Source organism: Coleofasciculus sp. A1-SPW-01, from assembly GCF_040217205.1.
GTDB classification, from domain to species: Bacteria; Cyanobacteriota; Cyanobacteriia; order Cyanobacteriales; family Coleofasciculaceae; genus Coleofasciculus; species Coleofasciculus chthonoplastes_A.
Genome location: NZ_JAVJNP010000090.1, coordinates 82,375 through 99,865 on the forward strand (window position 1 = coordinate 82,375; position 17,491 = coordinate 99,865).

Genomic DNA, 17,491 nt, shown 5'->3' on the forward strand with positions numbered 1-17,491 from the left:
CTCTATTTTATGGCATACGGTTACAGGTATAGGTCAGGTCAATCCCTTACAGATGCCTGAATTGGGGCAATATACGCCTATTTGTTAAGAAATTTTATGAAGATTCTGTGAAGAAGCGGGAACGTTTTTTAAAGAAATGGTAAAGCTGGAGCGAGAAACTCGATTCCCAAAGGCGGCAAAGTGGAGATTATGTCCCCAACTGTGTCACTTACCGCCGTGAGGAAAAAATTCCTCTTAGGGTTATCCAGGTGTTCCCGTATTTAAACGCTTGCGTAATAACAAACGTTGAGGATGGCGTCGCCAGAGACTGTAACTCGGCTCTAGATGATGCAGTTGATAGCCCATTTTCAGGTAAAGTTGCCGCGCTTGATCGTTACTATCTAAGACATGAAGGTAAAGATGGGGAAAGCCCCATGCCAAGGATTGACGCTCGCAAGCTAGCAGTAATTGTCCAGCCACACCCCGTCGCCGACAACACCTTCTGACCGCTAAATTAGAAATGTAAGGATAGTGGTGACCTTGAGGTTGCCAGGATGGAGGAGAACGGAGGGCAATTTCGACAGTGCCGACGAGTAGCCCGTCAGCACTATCGCCAGAAGCATCAGGGTTGAGGGCAACAAAACAGGCATAATGGGGAGAATTGCCACGCAGACGATTCCGCAGATCTTCATAAATTCCTAATCGCCAAATTGGATAAACCAAACGCCAGAGTCCCTGTTGCGAGTGAAAGCTATCCGCTAGAATTTCCGAGAGCGCCATTAAATCTTGGTCTTTTGCCCTCCGGATCGTTAAGCGGGAAGCATCCACAGCCAGCGTTTGCTGAGCTTCAGAAGCAACTTTGTGGGACGTCACAAAAGAAAAGCAGGGGTTCACCATCGCAAAAATATAAAGAGCGCCATCACCACTCCCTTGGGATTAACACTTAGCCAGAAATCATCGTCTTTCGTTTGTAGAACGATAGTATTGTACAAGGAGAGCATTGACGAATCACTTCTTCCCACAGCGCTTTCCCAGGGGCATGACACCATCATAAAGCCGATCAAGGCGCAGCGCTTTGCGTCCTCAAGATATGCTCGATCTCCTAAATTTTCATGATTCGCCCAAAATGGAGGAGTTAGGCGCGATCGCATAACTCTTATGGTAAAGCCAAAACCAAGACGCTCAGACCAAACATGACTATTCGGCAACTTGAGGCAGAATACAACCATACTGGAAAACAAAAATTAAAATCAATTGGGGTGTACCACTAACTACCGTCACAATAGCCAAATTGCCGCAGGACAAGTAACATGCTTCCTTTAGCCCGTCGTGATCATCGAACTACAATTCCCTGGAGTCAGAGAGTTCTCATCGAGCCAGTCATTGCCAGCCGTAAAAATCTCTAACGTGCGTGCAAACTGTTTTTATTCGCAAAAGCTCTGGCAGCAGGAGAGCGGTGCATGAGATCTCAATCCACACGAAAGCCTAAACTTCTGGTTGTTGACGACGAACCCGACAACCTGGACTTGCTCTATCGAACATTCCATCGTGACTACAAAGTCTTGCGGGCAGACAATGGTCCTGCCGCACTAGAAATTTTGGAAGCTGAAGGAGATGTGGCTGTGATTATCTCCGACCAGCGTATGCCACTAATGAGTGGTACGGAGTTTCTCAGTATCACCGCCGCTCAATACCCTGATATTATCCGGATTATCTTGACGGGGTACACCGATGTTGAAGACCTGGTTGAAGCCATCAATGCGGGTAAAGTCTTTAAATACGTCACCAAGCCCTGGAATGCCGAGGAACTCAAGTCAGTCGTGCGGCAAGCCATGGACACTCATAATGTCCTTAAGTCCCGCACCAGTGAACTCTGTCGGGCGTTACGTCGGGAAACCCTGCTGAATACCGTAACCAATACCATTCGCAATGCTCAGTATGACAAAAGTGGTAGTTCCCCGCTTAAAGACGTTCTCCAGCGGATTGTCGAGACGGTGGGTCACTTGCTAGAAGTCGATGTATGCATTCTTCGTCCCTTCCAGCAAGAGCAGTTAGTCGATGAATGGTTTGTCTATCAACGGCAACTGAGCGATTCAGATGGCGAAACTTCAAGGTTTAGAGACAATGGTAGGCAACCCTTATCACCGAACCATTCACCATTAGACTTAGTACAGCCACAACCCAACTCCTGTACCATACAAACCACGGGTAAAGATACAGACGCGACCTCATCGCTACCGCCGCTTTTAACTCAGACGGTTTGGCAAACCCATGAAGTCACCGTTATTCACGATGTATTGACAGATGAACGATTTAATCAGGATAGTCCTGAAGGCGAAGCTCGGCTACAGGCGTATCAACAGGCGAATATTCGCTCTAGCTTAGTCGTCCCCCTGATTAGTCAACAGGAATTGGTGGCTGTCATGGCGTTACACCAGTGTGTAGAACCCTATAGCTGGCAAGATGACGAAATTCAACTCGTCGTGATGGTGGCAGACCAAGCTGCCATGGCAATTTCCCAGGCACGGGCGTATGAACAGCTACACGCCTTAGCAACCCAGCAAACTTTAATCAACACAATTACTCGCGCTATTCGTTCTAGTCTTGATCCCCAAGAAATTTTTACCGCGATTACTCAACAATTAGGCGTTGCTCTCAACGTTGATGGTTGTGTTCTGTCTCTGTGGAGTGAAGACGATGAGTTTGTTCAATGTGTGGGCTTGTATGATGGGAAATCGACAAAAGTAGTGGGAACGTCGGTTAATCATCGTGATCAATCTCCAGAGAATAATCAAGTCACTGTGACTCATTCCCCTACCTCCTCCATTGAAATGGAATCGGTTTCCTCCACTCAACTTCCCCTGTCAGCTGTTCCGATTGTCGGCAATCCCGTATTACGGCAGCTTATTTATTCCCAAGCCCCAGTGGTGCTTGATGATTTGGTAGCTAATCCCCAAATGAATGGGTCTGACCTGCCCCTGCGCCAAAATGCCCGCGCCCTTTTGGTGGTGCCTTTATTGGTTGATGGCAAAATTATTGGTAGCATTAGTCTGCGGCAAACCGATACCCCACGCCACTGGCTGCAATCCGAAATTGAGCTTGCCCAAGCCGTGGCATCCCAAGCGGCAATTGCGGTTCAGCAATCGCGACTTTATCAAAAAACGCGACAGCAAGCCGAGCGGTTAATGGAATTAGATCGGCAGAAAACGGAATTTTTCCAAAATGTTTCCCACGAATTCCGCACGCCCCTAACCCTGATGATTGGACCACTAGAATCGGCAATTAATCAACATCAGGGATTACCGTATGAACAAAGTTCAATCGCACTGCGAAATTCGCGCCGCTTGTTGCGATTAGTCAATCAGCTATTGGATTTACAGCGACTCGATGCAGGACGGATGCAACCGAGTTTCCGTCCCTGTAACTTAATTGAATTTATTCATCAAATTGTTGAAACATTTAAACCCTACTGCGAGAAAAAAAATATCAATCTCTTGAGCCAGGTCATCCCTTGTCCTGAGATTTATTTAGATATAGAGAAATTTGACAAGGTATTGTATAATCTCCTGTCAAATGCGATGAAATTTACCAATGCTGGGGGGAGTATTACCATTGCCGTTAAATCGACGGACAATAAAGTTTGTCTAAAAATTGCCGACACGGGTATTGGTATTAGTAAAGAACAACTTCCTCATTTATTTGAACGGTTCCGACAAGCAGAAGGCTCAGTAAACCGCAGTTATGAAGGTAGTGGTTTAGGATTAGCGTTGGTGAAAGAATTAGTCGAACTCCATGGGGGAGAAATTGGCGTATCCTCGGAACAGGGAAAAGGAACAACATTCACCATTCATTTACAACAAGGAAAAGCTCACCTCCCCGTCGAGCAGATTGTGGATGTTGCCACAGAAATCCAGTCCAGTCGGGCATTGGTGGAACTGGCGGACTTGGAATTGAATTCCTTTGGGGAACTCGAAGAGCAACCCGAAGCCGAACCTCAAGAGCCGGGAGATGCTTATTTGACTGTTGATCCACATACACCTTTGGCGGCGAAAGTAGCGCGAATTTTGGTCGTTGATGATAATTCCGATTTACGGGCTTATGTGGGCAGTATTTTAAAGCAATCGGGGTATCAGGTATGGACAGCACGGAATGGGGAAGAGGGATGGCAAATGACGCAGAAGTGCCATCCTCAGCTTATCGTGACTGATTTGATGATGCCTGTGATGTCAGGACTGGATATGATTCATACCATTCGGGGTTCCCAGGACTTTAAGGGAATACCGATTATATTGCTCACGGCAAAAGCGGATGAAGCCAGCCGGATTGAGGGAACAGAAAAGGGGGCAGATGCCTATCTGTCGAAACCGTTTAATGACCGGGAATTGTTGGCAGAAGTCCGGAATTTGTTGGCGCTTAAAGAACAAGAACAGCGCGTGGTTGAGTTAAATCGATATCTAACCGAGTCGGTACTGAAGCGCTTTTTACCCCCAGCTATGGTAAAGAAAGCAGCACGGGGAGAATTGGCACTGGATTTACATCCAGAACCGCGCTTAGTTACCTCCTTGTTTAGTGATATTGTTGGGTTTACCGAGTTGTCGAATACCTTGCGATCGCGTCGAATTGCCGAGTTGCTGAATGAGTATCTGGCAGCCATGACTCGTGCGGTGTTTGATAATGGGGGTACAGTGGATAAGTTTATGGGGGATGGTATTTTAGCGATTTTCGGCGCTCCTGAAGAATTAAGTCCTCACGAACAAGCTAGACGGGCAATTGCCTCGGCACGACAAATGTTGCGATCGCTTGATAAGCTGAATCAAAAGTGGCAAGAGAGGGGACTCGTGGGTAATGGAGGTCCCCCGCCTGTACGATTCCGCTGTGGGATTCATCAAGGAACTGCGGTAGTGGGTATGTTTGGTGGAGATGAACGAACCGACTATACCGCGATCGGTCCTTCGGTGAATATCGCCGCCCGACTGCAAGAAGCCGCTGAACCGAATTCAATCCTGGTTTCGGCATCCGTTGCCGATTGGTTAGACGATGACGCGATCGCAAAGTATCGTTCTCTTAAGCTTAAAGGTGTCGATGAGACAGTCTTAACCTTTACAGTCAACCCTGTACCAGTAAATGCCAATTCACCCGATCAGGGGAGTCGTTAGTGCGGGGAAGTTGGAGAGCAGGGGGAGCAGGGGGAGCAGGGGGAGCAGGGGGAGCAGGGGGAGCAGGGGAAGCAGGGGAAGCAGGGGGAGGATGTCAAATACTAGATTAGGAATCTTTGGAGCGTTCACTACGTCTATTTTTGAATGTAGAAATTTTCAGCAACCACACTAATTATGAAACGTTTACGATGGCTCAACGTTGGAGTTCTAACGACGGCATTTCTACTCACCGTCGGAGGTTCAAATTCCCTGAAAGCGGGAACATTTGATAGTCAAGAAGTCAATTCTGATAATTTTATTGCCGTTGCTGCTCCTTTCGGGGATAACAAGTATCAATTACTGATTATCGAACAGCGCTCAACCCAACGCCCTTGCTGGCAGGAGGTGGGAAGTAATCCCGCGATCGTTGATCCGTTACTGCTCAATTTTGACTTTACAGGCATTTGCGGACGTAGCACTGATAGTAATGGTTATTCGATTCGCATGGAGGGTCAAGATTTAGGATTAGACTATTTGCTCAGACTTGTCGAGCGTGATGGCGAGTTAGTTCTCATTGGTACAAATCGGATGAATCGTCAAGCTCCCAAAGTGGAAATTGGCAGAACTCGAGGGTTGAGTAATGGCAATTTCCTCAAAATTGAACTTGATCCAGCTTGGCGGTTCACGCGACGTGCTTATCAAGGTCGAGCTTTAGGTCATATCTATCTAACAAGCGATACAACGGTTCCAGCAACACCAGCGGTGAGTCCTCCAAACCCGGTAACGCCAGCAGTACGGGAACCTGCACCCGCAGAAACCGAGCGGGAGTTTATTTTTACGAAGCCAAGCGAGGAAAATACTCCACCCTCGGTAACTGTACCTACCCTAGACAATCCAGCCACCAATCCTCAAACCCTACCCCCTCCTGCTTCCAATCAGACTGTGCCAATTTTGGAAGAGTTAAGGTAAGTGTTGTGTAGGGGCGGGTTTCACGACTAATTAGAGCTTGCCTCACCTAGATGTGACTAAACCCGCCCCAAGACTGCTCGGATAAGCTCCAATTTCATTTACTCTCCCCTCGTTTCCCCCGCTTCCCCCGCTTCCCCTGCTTCCTCTGCTCCCCCAGCTCCCCCTGCTAACCGCTAATCTCTCATCCTCTGTAACTGCGTTCTCTGTCGCCTACGCCGCTGAGGTGGTGATTGGCGACGGGCTTGTAAAGAAACGACTTGAGCCTCACTACTTTCTCTGGCTACCCGAATCAACAATCCAGCCGAACACAAATTGGCAATCATGGAACTTCCCCCATAACTAAAAAATGGGAAAGGTAAACCCGTAGTCGGGAGAACCCCTGTGGCGACACCAATATTTAACAGCGACTGACCGACAATTACAATCATCGCTCCGATCGCAACTAACCGATGCACGGGATGACGGGTTTTCAATGCCACAATTGTTGCCAAGGTAGCATAAGCTACGATCAGCAGCAGCAACAACGTACTGCCGACAAAGCCAAATTCTTCAGCAAATACGGCAAAAATAAAGTCGGTATACTGAATCGGTAAATAAAACAACTTTTGTTGGGATAAACCAAACCCTGAACCCCAGGTTCCTCCCGAACCCACCGCCAGCAGGCTTTGAATCAATTGATAGCCGTCATTCATCGGATCAGCCCAGGGATTAAGAAATGACATCACCCGACGCCGCTGATACTCTTTGATGCTGATACTAATCGTTGCCAGTAACACGCCTCCCAAGGCGGTTCCTCCTAAGTAGGAAAAGGGTAACCCAGCCGCCAGTGCAATGAGCCACAGCGTCATCCCACATAGCGCCGTTGTACTCAGATTGGGTTGGAGCAAAATTCCCAACAGCACTAGGGCAAACATCCCTAGCCAGAACAGGCGTACTCGCACGGAAATCTGTTGCCATTGCCCAAAGATGCAAGCACTCTGAAGGATCAGAAACGGTTTAATTAATTCCGAGGGTTGTAGGGGAACAGGACCCAGGGATAGCCAACGGGTTGCGCCATTCACCGTCGTCCCCACACCGGGAATTAGGATGATCAAGATCAACCCCAATAACACCAGCATTATCCAATGGGCAATTTTGAGGATATACCGTAAAGGCGATCGCACAAAAAAGTTAAAGGCGATCATGCCTAGGGTAATCCAGATGAGCTGTCGCTTAAAGTAATATAAACCGTCACCAAACTCAGCATCGGCACTAGGATAGGATGCGGAGAACAGCACCGCCAAACCCACCAATAGCCACAGAAAGGTTAACCAGCGCAATAGACGGGCATCGATTGCCCAGTCCTTAGCCGAAGGATGAATCCATGAAATCAGATTGCGTAGAGTCACTAATCGTCAATGATTACTCTCAAATAGGGTAACGCAACCGGAGCCGACCATCCAGTAATCGTTCGTGTTCGTTCGTAGTTGCGCTGTCTTCGCCGATTTGCCTCAGATCACCAAAATGCTCAAACCCATCTTGTCATCGCGATCGCGTATCGATGGATTAATCCGACTGCTTCTAGCCAAAGTAGAGCATCTAAACATTAGCTTTCCGTGAATTCAGGGTTGAGTCGGACGAATAATGCTTCCTCGGTTATCTGCGGCTGAGTGCAACATTTCTACTCCCAGGAGAGAAATAAATGAAGCAGGTTTATCGAAGAGTTCTGTTTGTTTTGGCGATGACGAGTGCGATAAAGGTTGGAATATTCGCCAAAATTGTTCTCTTCAATTAAACATTCCTCTATACAACTTTCTTCTTTCCGTTGCTCCAGTCGGTCACAAATTCGATCAATACAACCCTTGGTGTTACCATCAATCACAAAACCTAACATAGCAGCACATCCATGACGAGGACAGTATATACCGTTAACAAAACGCACAATCCCTTCTGTAATATATTTTTTGGCTAACTCTCTGTCTTTACCGGTTGTCCTGCTACTCACTCGTTTACACTCCATACCGAAGTATTCTTCTTCATCAAAGCTATAGATAATTTTTATATCGATTCTACCTTCTGGTTCAACTGAATCTGATGAAGACAAAGTACCAACTTCGGGTTCAATTCGGAGCTGGCTTTTTAACCCGGGACGAGAGTTCTTTTCGGATGTCATCGCTCTCCGCAAATAGCCAGAGATTTTTGGTTCGAGCATTGTTGGACTAACCTCATCAATAGTTATGACCTTTGACCAAGCAACGACAGTGATATTTAAAATTGTGGCAATAATATCTACAGATATGTTTATTGTCGCTTGTCCAACTGCACTCGATTCATCCAATGGAAGCATGACTTGTTCTTAAATATTCAGATAGTATAGTATCTGCATCATTTAAACCAGCAGAACGAGTCCAATAAATACGTTTAGCTGGTTTGACGATGTAGATATCTTTTCCTACATAAATTCGCAAGTCTCGACGGGTATAAATGTGGTCAGCGATTTGCTGGGGTAACTGTTCAGCAATTTTCTTAAGAACTATTTCTAATTGCTGACCGGGAATAGTTTTTACAATGGGTAAATGACTTGATACAGAGATTATGCTAAACTTAACCACCTGTAATGGTGCTTTGCCAACATCAATCACTTCAGCAACTATTTTTCTTTCATTTAGTGTTTGTAAAAATGGTTGAATCACGCCGATTAACTGTGTTGCATACTGGGTTAACTCGTCAGGTTTAACTCGCCTCACTGCTAGAGACTGCTCCCTATTCATATATAAATCGATGGTTATTTGATTTTTATCTTCAACGATAATTTGTTCTATTTCATCTAATTCATAAAGGCGAAACACTAATTCATCTAACTTGAGTTTTAAATCAGATTCTGAAGAATGTCGATTTAAATTACACAGTTCTCCTTCTATATGAATAATTTGCTCAACTAAGGGTAAATTTTCAGGATTGATTGTAGGAATAGGCAGACGTAATAAGTCCTGAGTCATAACTTTATTACGTTCTATCCCCCAAGCAGAAGCCGTCATAAATAGAAAATAATTTGTTACTGATGAATTAAGAACAGCATTGATATAATGGGCTTTAAATTCTGAATTCACTCGAATTCCAGAATAGCTTATTGTGTAAACTATATCTTCAGAGCTAAAAGCAGCTTTAATATTAGTAAATTCAACTTTTTCTGCAACAATAATCAGTGGACTTTTATAAATGTTAGAGTCCCTGGGGGATTCTACTTTAGGATAATCAAAATATTCTAATTCATCTGGATTAATTTTATATTTCGGCATCATGCCAGAATCAAGAAATTTTTTTCCATATAGGTAAGATGGAGAGTGTTTACGTTTACTTTTATTGCCAACTTTCAATCCAGATTTAGGGGAAATATCTGCTATTTTATCAATTTCTTCATAGCATGTGCGTAACCGTTGAATGAGTGATAAATCTCTAGCAGACCCCCAGGTAGCGATCTTAAGCATATCAGAGTCGAATGCAACAGCATGTACTGATATTTTTTTTATATTTTCTGAACTAATTTCGATAATTCCATGCTTTCTAAATTCTACAGAACGTTCTGGACAGACAAAGTAAAATGAATCTTTATCTTTAAATCTTGCTTGCTCAAACTCAGCAATTAAAACTATGGCAGGAGCCTCTGAATGAGGAAATATATGTTCTCTACGTAGCTTAGAAAAATTAATAATTATCTTAGGATAAAACCGTTTTAAAAGTTCTTTTTTCGCTTCTTTAGCATCTGGATGATTACTAAAAAAACGCTGACCATGTAAAATTAGACCAATTTGAGTACGAGTATTGGCAAAATCGCCTATACGCCACAAAAATGCTTGATCAGGTGGTGTACCATAAGCCGTAGGGTATCCTTTGGGGTATCCCATTTCAGGGCGCTTACGGTTACAGTATGCTGATGCGGATTTAGTTGCTTCCGACTTTGTCCAAGGTGGATTGCCGACAATTGCACTAAACTGTTTATGAGTAAAAGGTTCTATTGTATTGAATTCTGCCCCTTCATCAAAAGCATCACCAATAAACAAATTTTTGCCAATGATTTTTTCAAATTGTAAATCTTCTGAAATACCAGGATTTCGTTCTAATTCATAATCTAGCTCTAAAGCTGTAAGATATAAACTAAACGCAGCAATTTGAATAGCTTTTTGTTTTATATCTACACCATAAATTTGATGGTAGAGGGTGTCACGAACTAGCTGACGGTAATTCTGCTCTCCACTAGCCAAACGCTTCACCACTAATCGTCGTAAAGCGTCTACTAAAAACACGCCTGAACCACAAGCAAGGTCGAGAACTTTGGCATTGCCATCAAGTTGCTTAAAGACTTCTGATAGAACTAGGTCAACTAAATTAATTGGTGTATAGTGGGTACTATTAGCTTTGGCAGACTTGGCATCTTCTGCATAAATAAACTTCTCGTAAATTGCACTAATTAACTCGACAGGAATTACTTTAAAATTATAGGCTCGCCAAAGACGTAGTTGACCCGTTTTCAATTCTTGCAGCCCACCGATAAAGTTTTTGATCACTTCTAAATGCTTTAGCTGCACTCGATTTATCTCTTCGCTGGATAAGCTAAATAAGTCTCCATTAAATGTTCTTTGTATCCAGGAAAATAAATGCTCAGTGGCTGACTTATTCTCTAGGATTTCCGTAAAACTATTGAATCCGAATTGTCGCTGTAACAACTGAAAATCAAGGATTTCTCTATCTTGAAGATAAGCGACAAAGATAGACTGAATCAAAAGACTCTGAGCAACCGAACGGTTTAACCTTTTATCCTCGACTAAAATCTCTTCCGTATCGGTTAAATCTTTAACCAAAACCGCATCAACTCTTTGCTTGCGATCAATTTGCTTAGCTTTTTCCCATTGCCAAAATTCACCCGACTCAATTTGGATACGGCTGGCATACTGATTTAATTGCTTCAATCCTGTTTCAGTCTGCTGAAAAATCTCAATCAGATGTCGATCTGGATTATTTCTATCGTTTTCTGTCGGTTGAGAATAGCAGTTATAAAGTAAAACCTTAGTGGGAGTCACAACCCACAACATTGGAGCTAAACCATGATTCCAAGACAATTGGTGCAATCGAGCTAGTTCTTGAGGCTCAGGATCTGATTCTTGCAGTTGCGTAAAATAGATGCAAGGCGATCCACATAACTCAAAAATTGCTGTAGCATTTAGCTGTTCAGGATTAATAACTGCACTATATTTAATCCGTTTATCCAGTTGTTGAGGATTACTACGAAGTGATGCCGCTGGAATAACGCCAGATGTGGGAATGCCATTCCGATAGAAGCCTGTTGCTTCCATAACTTGCAAATATGAAGTTATGACCGCAGTTTGGGAAGTCATACCGCTAACTCCATGGGATATCTAATTCGTCACTAACTTGTCAACTGGATTTATAGCTCCTAGACGAGTCCGCTTGTCAAAGTCTAAAACTTGATGCTTTTCAGCTTCCCGGTATAGCTCAGTAATTACGTCACCAACTGGACCAACTTCCCGAATAACAACCTGTCCTTTGTTTTTCCCTGACGCCTCCAAGACTGTTAACCCAAAATGTTTGACATCTTCAATCAGATAAAGCTGGGAGTTAACGAAGACTAGACTATGAGCAAAAAGATCAGGCTTGTGATTCTTTGCTCTCAAGAACTCAAGCACCCGCCGAATTTCTTGAAGTGAGAGTTTTTCTCTCAACCTCTCAATCGTCTTAATTTCCAAGACTTGTTCCCATCGGTAAACGACTTTAGGATGCTTGGGGTTGCCAAACTTCCTGGGAACAATCAGCCCAGTGCGATCTAAGTAACTCAACCGACTAGAGCTGATACCCGTTAGGGCTATGGTTTCCGGTCGGTTAAATCCGCTAACCACAAAAGACTCCTGGATATCACAGTTAGAACAAGAATAACTCGATTGTTTTAATTTTAAACCGAAATTAAAACATTTATTTAAAAATTTTCACTAATGTATATTGTATCGGCTTGCTTTTCAGCGCAATCATCGCCTGTAGTCTACTAACTTGAAAACTGCTGTAAATGCGTGACAGCTTACCTTCGACAATCTTCAATCAAAAAGGGGTCATCGCGACCCCCCACCTTTGCCTTAGAAGCTATTTTTTTTAAAGCAATCCAGTATTTGTACCTTGTTTGCCAGTCGCTAGCTTCACTTTGATAATTTTGCCGCCCATTTTCATGATCCGCTGTTGTTCCCGAAACCAGTTGTCGTAGGGAACTAACTTAGTGAAATAGGTGTTTTGCAACTCCCGTTGAGTTCTGGTTCTAGTTTGGCTAGGGACGCAAGCCGTCACCTGAAACATTCGCATGATTGAAGTTCTCCTAATTAAAACTCAAAAACTTTATATTGCAATCAGGTTTGGGACTCAACTGTCAATACTAGATTGTCAAAACTCATCTGCTTAACTAAAAAGTCAGACTTGCCTTTAACAAGCTAGCACTCACAATTGATTTCCCAAACCTTGAAAAAATGACCGACTACAGGTTCACAAGGGAACGTTCCAGAATTCTCTAGCTCAAACCCGAGCAAATGTAGTCGAAGTAAACACCCATTTCCTTGCCAGCATCAGCACCCACCAGACTGGCGGTAACTTCTTTCATGGCTTGGATAGCTTGTACGGTGGAACTAATGGGAACACCTAGAGAATTATAGGTTTCCTTGAGTCCATTCAGTACACGCTCATCCAGGATGGAGGTGTCACCCGCCAACATGGCATAGGTGGAGTAGCGCAGATAGTAGTCCAAGTCGCGGATACAAGCAGCGTAGCGGCGAGTGGTGTACATGTTGCCACCCGGACGAGTGATATCCGAGTAGAGCAAAGACTTGGCAACAGCTTCTTTAACGATAGTTGCTGCGTTAGCACTGATTGTGGTTGCCGCACGCACCCGCAATTCACCCGTGGCGAAATAGCCCTTGAGCTTGTCCATCGCAGAGGCGTCCAGGTATTTTCCTTGAACGTCGGAAGAGTTAATAACAGAGGTAATTGCGTCTTGCATCGATTCTATTTTCCTTATTTCACCTAGTCTCTCGAATCCTTAAGACAGACGTGCAACGTCCAGGTGTGGAAGCGTCATGCTACGTCTTTCCCAGTCGGATAGGGTCTACTGCATTGCTCCGATTACATAGTCGAAGTAGGAGCCAGCTTCAGCCGCATCTTCCCCAGCCATCATACCGGTAGCAGCGTTTTTCATGGCACGAACGCCTTCGACAACAGCGTCAACGGGAGTCCCTAAAGACTTGTACATTTCCCGCACACCGACTAAGCCAATTTCTTCAATTGGGGTAACATCGCCAGCAACAACACCATAAGTGATTAGGCGCAGATAGTAGTCCAAGTCACGCAGACAAGTTGCTGTCATTTCTTCACCGTAGGCATTACCACCGGGAGAAACAACATCAGGACGCTTCTGGAATAACTGGTCTCCAGCTTGCTTAACGATGCGCTCACGAGAGTCTGTCAACGTTTGAGCAACCCGTAGGCGACGATCACCAGAGGTCACAAACGACTTGATCCGGTCTAATTCACCAGGGCTTAGGTAACGAGCCTCGGCATCGGCATTCACGATTGATTTCGTGACTATACTCATTTACAGGATTCCTCCTCCAAGAATGTAACCAGGTGTGTGTACTTAAACTGGCTTATTGTAACTGTTGAAACGCTGAAACGCTTCCCAATGGGCTAGGCTCTCCAGCTTAATGGCTGACTCTGCCCGATCTTGAAACGACTTAATCGACTCAAGATTGGTGAGAGTAGCTAGCGATACATTAGGTCAGTGAGACAGCTCTCTTCCGCAAATATTTTGCGATAGATTGTTCACATTTTTCCTATGTTCGCAACATTTTGTAACATTTGTCCTCAGATTTAGGGGTGGGGAACCCTAACTGTAGAGACGTAGCAGGCTACGTCTCTACACCTGATCTTCCTCAAAGACGTGCCATGGCACGCCTAGAACATTACCCTAATCCCTAATCAGAGATAGCTTTGATACTGCCCAAGTAATTGCCTGCTGGCAATGAGGGAACGCGAGGATAGGGAACCACATAGTCCCCGAAGAAACGAGCATACTCTGAACTATCCACGATCGCAACCACAGCCGCATTCAGTCCCTGTTCAGCCATGAGTTTGGTGTAGTCCTGAATCTCCGTTTGAGTCGCAGGAGTGCGTCCCAACAGATGACGGAACAAGAACTCGATGACTTTAGCACTGGGATAGGGTGAGTAGAAGCGCTGGCGATAGCTTTCACTACAAGCCAATCCCTTAACAAAGCCGCGCACCGAGATGTCACCTTGGCTCAGTTGACGCTCTAAATCAGGCTGTCGATAGGATGGGGGAATTTCACCCGTCCAGATATCCATCACCTGAGCGTAAATTGCCTCAATCACCTGAGCCGTTTCATCCAGATTTCCGGGGTTTAGGCGAAAAATCCGTGCCGGTTTACGATTGGCAATTCCGATGGCGGGTTGAACCGCAGGATTATTGTCCTTGGGTACAGAACGACTGAGTTCGACAAAATCAGGCTTAGTCGCCGCCATATCCGCGATCGCTTTCCCTGTCAAAGGCAGTTTTGCCCCATCCACTCGCGAACTGACTGGCTCAAAGCTAGGAACCACCAGTTGATCATTCTGCTTGGTCAGCTTGTTATAGAGTTTCTCGGTATTGGGGAAGTTCGCCGCCGGTAAAGTGGGGAAGCGACGATAGGGAACCGTATCTTCACCAAAGACTTGAACATACTCCATGCTGTTAACCATGGCGCTGATAAAGCCTCGGATACCCTGGGATGCCAGAATCTGGTTGTACTTCTGGATTTCCTTTTGATTTTCCGGTGCTCGACCCAAGAAATGCTTGGTTCCCAACTCAATCACCTTGGTGTTGGGATAAGGCGTGTAGAACTCTTTGATGTAGAGTTCAGAGCATCCTAACCCTTCAATAAACTCCTTGAGGTTAATCTCACCGTTCCCCAGCTTGCTTTCCAGGCTAGAGAACTGACCTTTGACCACATAAGGTTCAACATCACGCTCAAAGATCTGGCGATACGCCGCACGAATCAGAACCTTCACCGCTGGCTTATCGTTGAGATCCGTCAGCTTAAAGATCTTGGTCTGCTGGCGCTTAGTGTTAACGCCCTGATTAATCCGGAATTGAACATCCGGCTCAGTCCGCGTTTCTGACACCTCTGCCATCGTCACATAGGCGGGAGTAGCTGGGACTTCTGGCTTAGTCCCCACATCCTCACGAATCGCACCCGGTCGAGTAGATCGCAATTGTAAACCGCCCGGTGTCAGATAGCGCTCGTAGGGAACCGTATCTTCCCCAAAGGCTTCCTCGTATTCTTTGCTGTCAATCAGCATATCAACCAGGGCGTAGAACCCTTTCTTGGCACAAATATCAAAGTATTTGTTCGTTTCCCCGCGCCCGTAAGTGGGGCGTCCCAATAGACGACGGTGGATATATTCCACAGCCTTCATCACATACAGAGATGTCCAGTACATCTTGCGGAAGACATCGGACTTCGCCAAGATGCGGATAAACTCCCGGATGGTAATTTCGCCATTTTCCAGCTTAATCTCCGCCACTTTCTGGCGTTGACCATCATACACATCCCGCCCAAAGACTTGGCGATAGCAGGCACTAATCACCTTTTGGGTTGAGCTTTCGGCAAATGTGACACTAGCCGCCTTAGTGCTAGGAATCTGGTCTAAGCGGAAGACTTTCGCCCCCAGAGAACCGGGAAACTCACCCCTTGCCTGAGGATTGCTGTTTTGGTTATTCGTCGCCGGTCCGCGATGGATCAGGATGCGCTTAGTATCCTTGCCAAACCCAGCCGGTTGCGTGTTGGGATTGCGCGTTTCTTTGGGGAAAATTGCCCCAAACTGAATCTCTAAGGGGTCATTACCAGCACCGTAGGGGTGTTGATCCGGTAACGGCTGCTCGTACTTAGCAAAGGTGGTGATAAATTGCGGTACTTTGCGGAAAGGGGCGCTGTATTTGAGCAAATCTTGCTGCATTCCCCAGTTGCGGCATTCCTGAGCCTCCTGTCCCAATCCCCGTAGGTAGGGAACAGTTTCTTCACCAAAGTAATCGGAGTATTCCTGAGAATACACCAAGGCATCTACCAGCGCAGGTAAACCGCCATCGGACACAATCGAGAAGTAGGTCTGAACTTCTTCGCGAGAGGACGGACCCCGACCCAGGAAATGACGGAATGCCAGTTCTAAAGCACGACTGTTTATAAAGGGTTCGTAAAATTGCTTACGATATAGGGGCGATTTACCCAGGCGACGCACAAACTCCTTCATGGAGATATCGCCGTTTTTCACCTGAGATTCTAGGTAGGAGATGGATTGGCTGTAGGCGCGGCTAATGTCACGCTCAAAGATCTGCCGATACGCCGCTTTAACCACTTGGTTCTTTTCTGACGCTGATAGTCCCGGCTTCATCACGAACTTCGGACGCCGTTCTGCGGCATTAAAGTAGCTTTGAGGCAGTTGTAACCCTTGCTGATCCGGCGAAGGACGTTGGCGGACTTTATCGGCTGGATTCGGGGCTTTGAATTCGTTAATCAGAATCTCAAAGTACTCACCAACCAGTTGGGCGGCTTCAGCATCGCGCTTAAAGTATCCCAAAGACGCTGCCCGCATTTCTTGCAGTGCCAGTAATGTGGCATCTCCAGAGCAGGCATTTTCGATAATTTCCCGTAATCCTCGGACGTTGACGGTAATAATATTCGGGTCACCGGCAACGATTGAGTAGGTGAGGTAGCGCAGCATCCAAGACAAGTCCCGCAGGGATTTCTGCATATTGCTTGGACCATAACGGGCGACGTTTATCGGTCGGAATCCCGATGGCGCTGGACCGCCACTGGAGGCGCTAAAGATGTTCCGGAATCCTTCAAAGAACCCTCCGCCACTTTCTACATACGTCGCGGTTCCTAGTGTCATCGTGCGTCTGACATCACCTGTACCCGCACCACTGGTTGCCATTGCCATTTCCGGTGCAGGTTCTTCTTGGGGCTTTTCTAAATACGCCATCGGAGAACCGCCGACAAAAATCCGGTTAGCGGCACGAGATACGATCAAGTCTGAGTTTTGAGTAATCAGATTGGCAATATCTATGCGTCTTGTACCGGATTGGAAGTATTCGGACAGCTCAAGCAGCTCTCCTTTACCCAAAAACCGATCTTGCTGTTCGGCTTGGATAATGTTGCTAATCGGTACAGTTTGATACAGTTGCGGACGTGCAACTGAGCTTCCACCACTTGCCTTAACACTCATTGATTTTCAAACGCTCCCATCGACAATTGCTACTGACTGTGTTAAGCCTGACCAGGGGATTCATCTAGGTCACTGTCGTTTACATTCTTAGGCTCAGTACAT

At 45.7% G+C, this 17,491-nt stretch carries 12 protein-coding genes; 3 read left to right on the forward strand and 9 right to left on the reverse strand.

Translation table 11 applies throughout. The features are described from left to right. Positions 1 to 240: 240 nt before the first annotated feature. Positions 241 to 852: an N-acetyltransferase family protein gene (locus tag RH949_RS13860; protein ID WP_446353839.1), complete on the reverse strand. Its 612-nt coding sequence runs from the start codon at positions 850 to 852 to the stop codon at positions 241 to 243. A 587-nt stretch (positions 853 to 1,439) separates the two neighbouring features. Here RH949_RS13860 and RH949_RS13865 point away from each other — a divergent pair. Next, complete coding sequence (locus RH949_RS13865; RefSeq protein WP_446353841.1) at positions 1,440 to 5,135, forward strand: response regulator; 3,696 nt, start codon at positions 1,440 to 1,442, stop codon at positions 5,133 to 5,135. 174 nt (positions 5,136 to 5,309) lie between these two features. Further along, the gene (locus RH949_RS13870; protein WP_006101527.1) at positions 5,310 to 6,083 is read left to right on the forward strand and encodes a DUF3747 domain-containing protein; all 774 of its coding nucleotides are present in this window, start codon (positions 5,310 to 5,312) and stop codon (positions 6,081 to 6,083) included. Between the two features lie 173 nt (positions 6,084 to 6,256). Here RH949_RS13870 and RH949_RS13875 read toward each other — a convergent pair whose 3' ends face one another. After that, on the reverse strand, positions 6,257 to 7,471 hold the full coding sequence (locus RH949_RS13875) for an FtsW/RodA/SpoVE family cell cycle protein (protein WP_446353843.1): 1,215 nt from the start codon (positions 7,469 to 7,471) through the stop codon (positions 6,257 to 6,259). Positions 7,472 to 7,535: 64 nt separating this feature from the next. On the opposite strand from RH949_RS13875, the gene RH949_RS13880 reads away from it, so the two are divergent. Beyond that, a complete protein-coding gene (locus RH949_RS13880; protein WP_446353845.1) occupies positions 7,536 to 7,682 on the forward strand; it encodes a hypothetical protein in 147 nt (48 codons plus the stop codon). Between the two features lie 61 nt (positions 7,683 to 7,743). Here RH949_RS13880 and RH949_RS13885 read toward each other — a convergent pair whose 3' ends face one another. From RH949_RS13885 to RH949_RS13915, 7 genes are all read right to left on the reverse strand, one after another. Beyond that, a complete protein-coding gene (locus RH949_RS13885) occupies positions 7,744 to 8,409 on the reverse strand; it encodes a hypothetical protein (protein WP_446353847.1) in 666 nt (221 codons plus the stop codon). After that, positions 8,393 to 11,455, reverse strand: a complete 3,063-nt coding sequence (locus RH949_RS13890) for an HsdM family class I SAM-dependent methyltransferase (RefSeq protein ID WP_446353849.1) — start codon at positions 11,453 to 11,455, stop codon at positions 8,393 to 8,395. Before RH949_RS13890 ends, RH949_RS13885 begins: the two co-directional genes overlap by 17 nt. Before the next feature lie 21 nt (positions 11,456 to 11,476). Next, entirely contained in the window at positions 11,477 to 11,974 is a 498-nt protein-coding gene (locus RH949_RS13895; RefSeq protein ID WP_446353851.1) for a MerR family transcriptional regulator, read from the reverse strand. A 247-nt stretch (positions 11,975 to 12,221) separates the two neighbouring features. Continuing rightward, on the reverse strand, positions 12,222 to 12,425 hold the full coding sequence (locus RH949_RS13900) for a phycobilisome linker polypeptide (RefSeq protein WP_006101555.1): 204 nt from the start codon (positions 12,423 to 12,425) through the stop codon (positions 12,222 to 12,224). A gap of 202 nt (positions 12,426 to 12,627) precedes the next feature. Then, positions 12,628 to 13,113 carry an allophycocyanin subunit beta gene (gene apcB / locus RH949_RS13905; protein ID WP_006101432.1) on the reverse strand — a complete coding sequence of 162 codons (486 nt, stop codon included), beginning with the start codon at positions 13,111 to 13,113 and terminating at the stop codon, positions 12,628 to 12,630. Between the two features lie 105 nt (positions 13,114 to 13,218). Beyond that, complete coding sequence (apcA, locus tag RH949_RS13910) at positions 13,219 to 13,704, reverse strand: allophycocyanin subunit alpha (RefSeq protein WP_044207500.1); 486 nt, start codon at positions 13,702 to 13,704, stop codon at positions 13,219 to 13,221. Between the two features lie 379 nt (positions 13,705 to 14,083). After that, positions 14,084 to 17,389: a phycobilisome rod-core linker polypeptide gene (locus tag RH949_RS13915; RefSeq protein WP_044207501.1), complete on the reverse strand. Its 3,306-nt coding sequence runs from the start codon at positions 17,387 to 17,389 to the stop codon at positions 14,084 to 14,086. Positions 17,390 to 17,491: the final 102 nt, after the last annotated feature.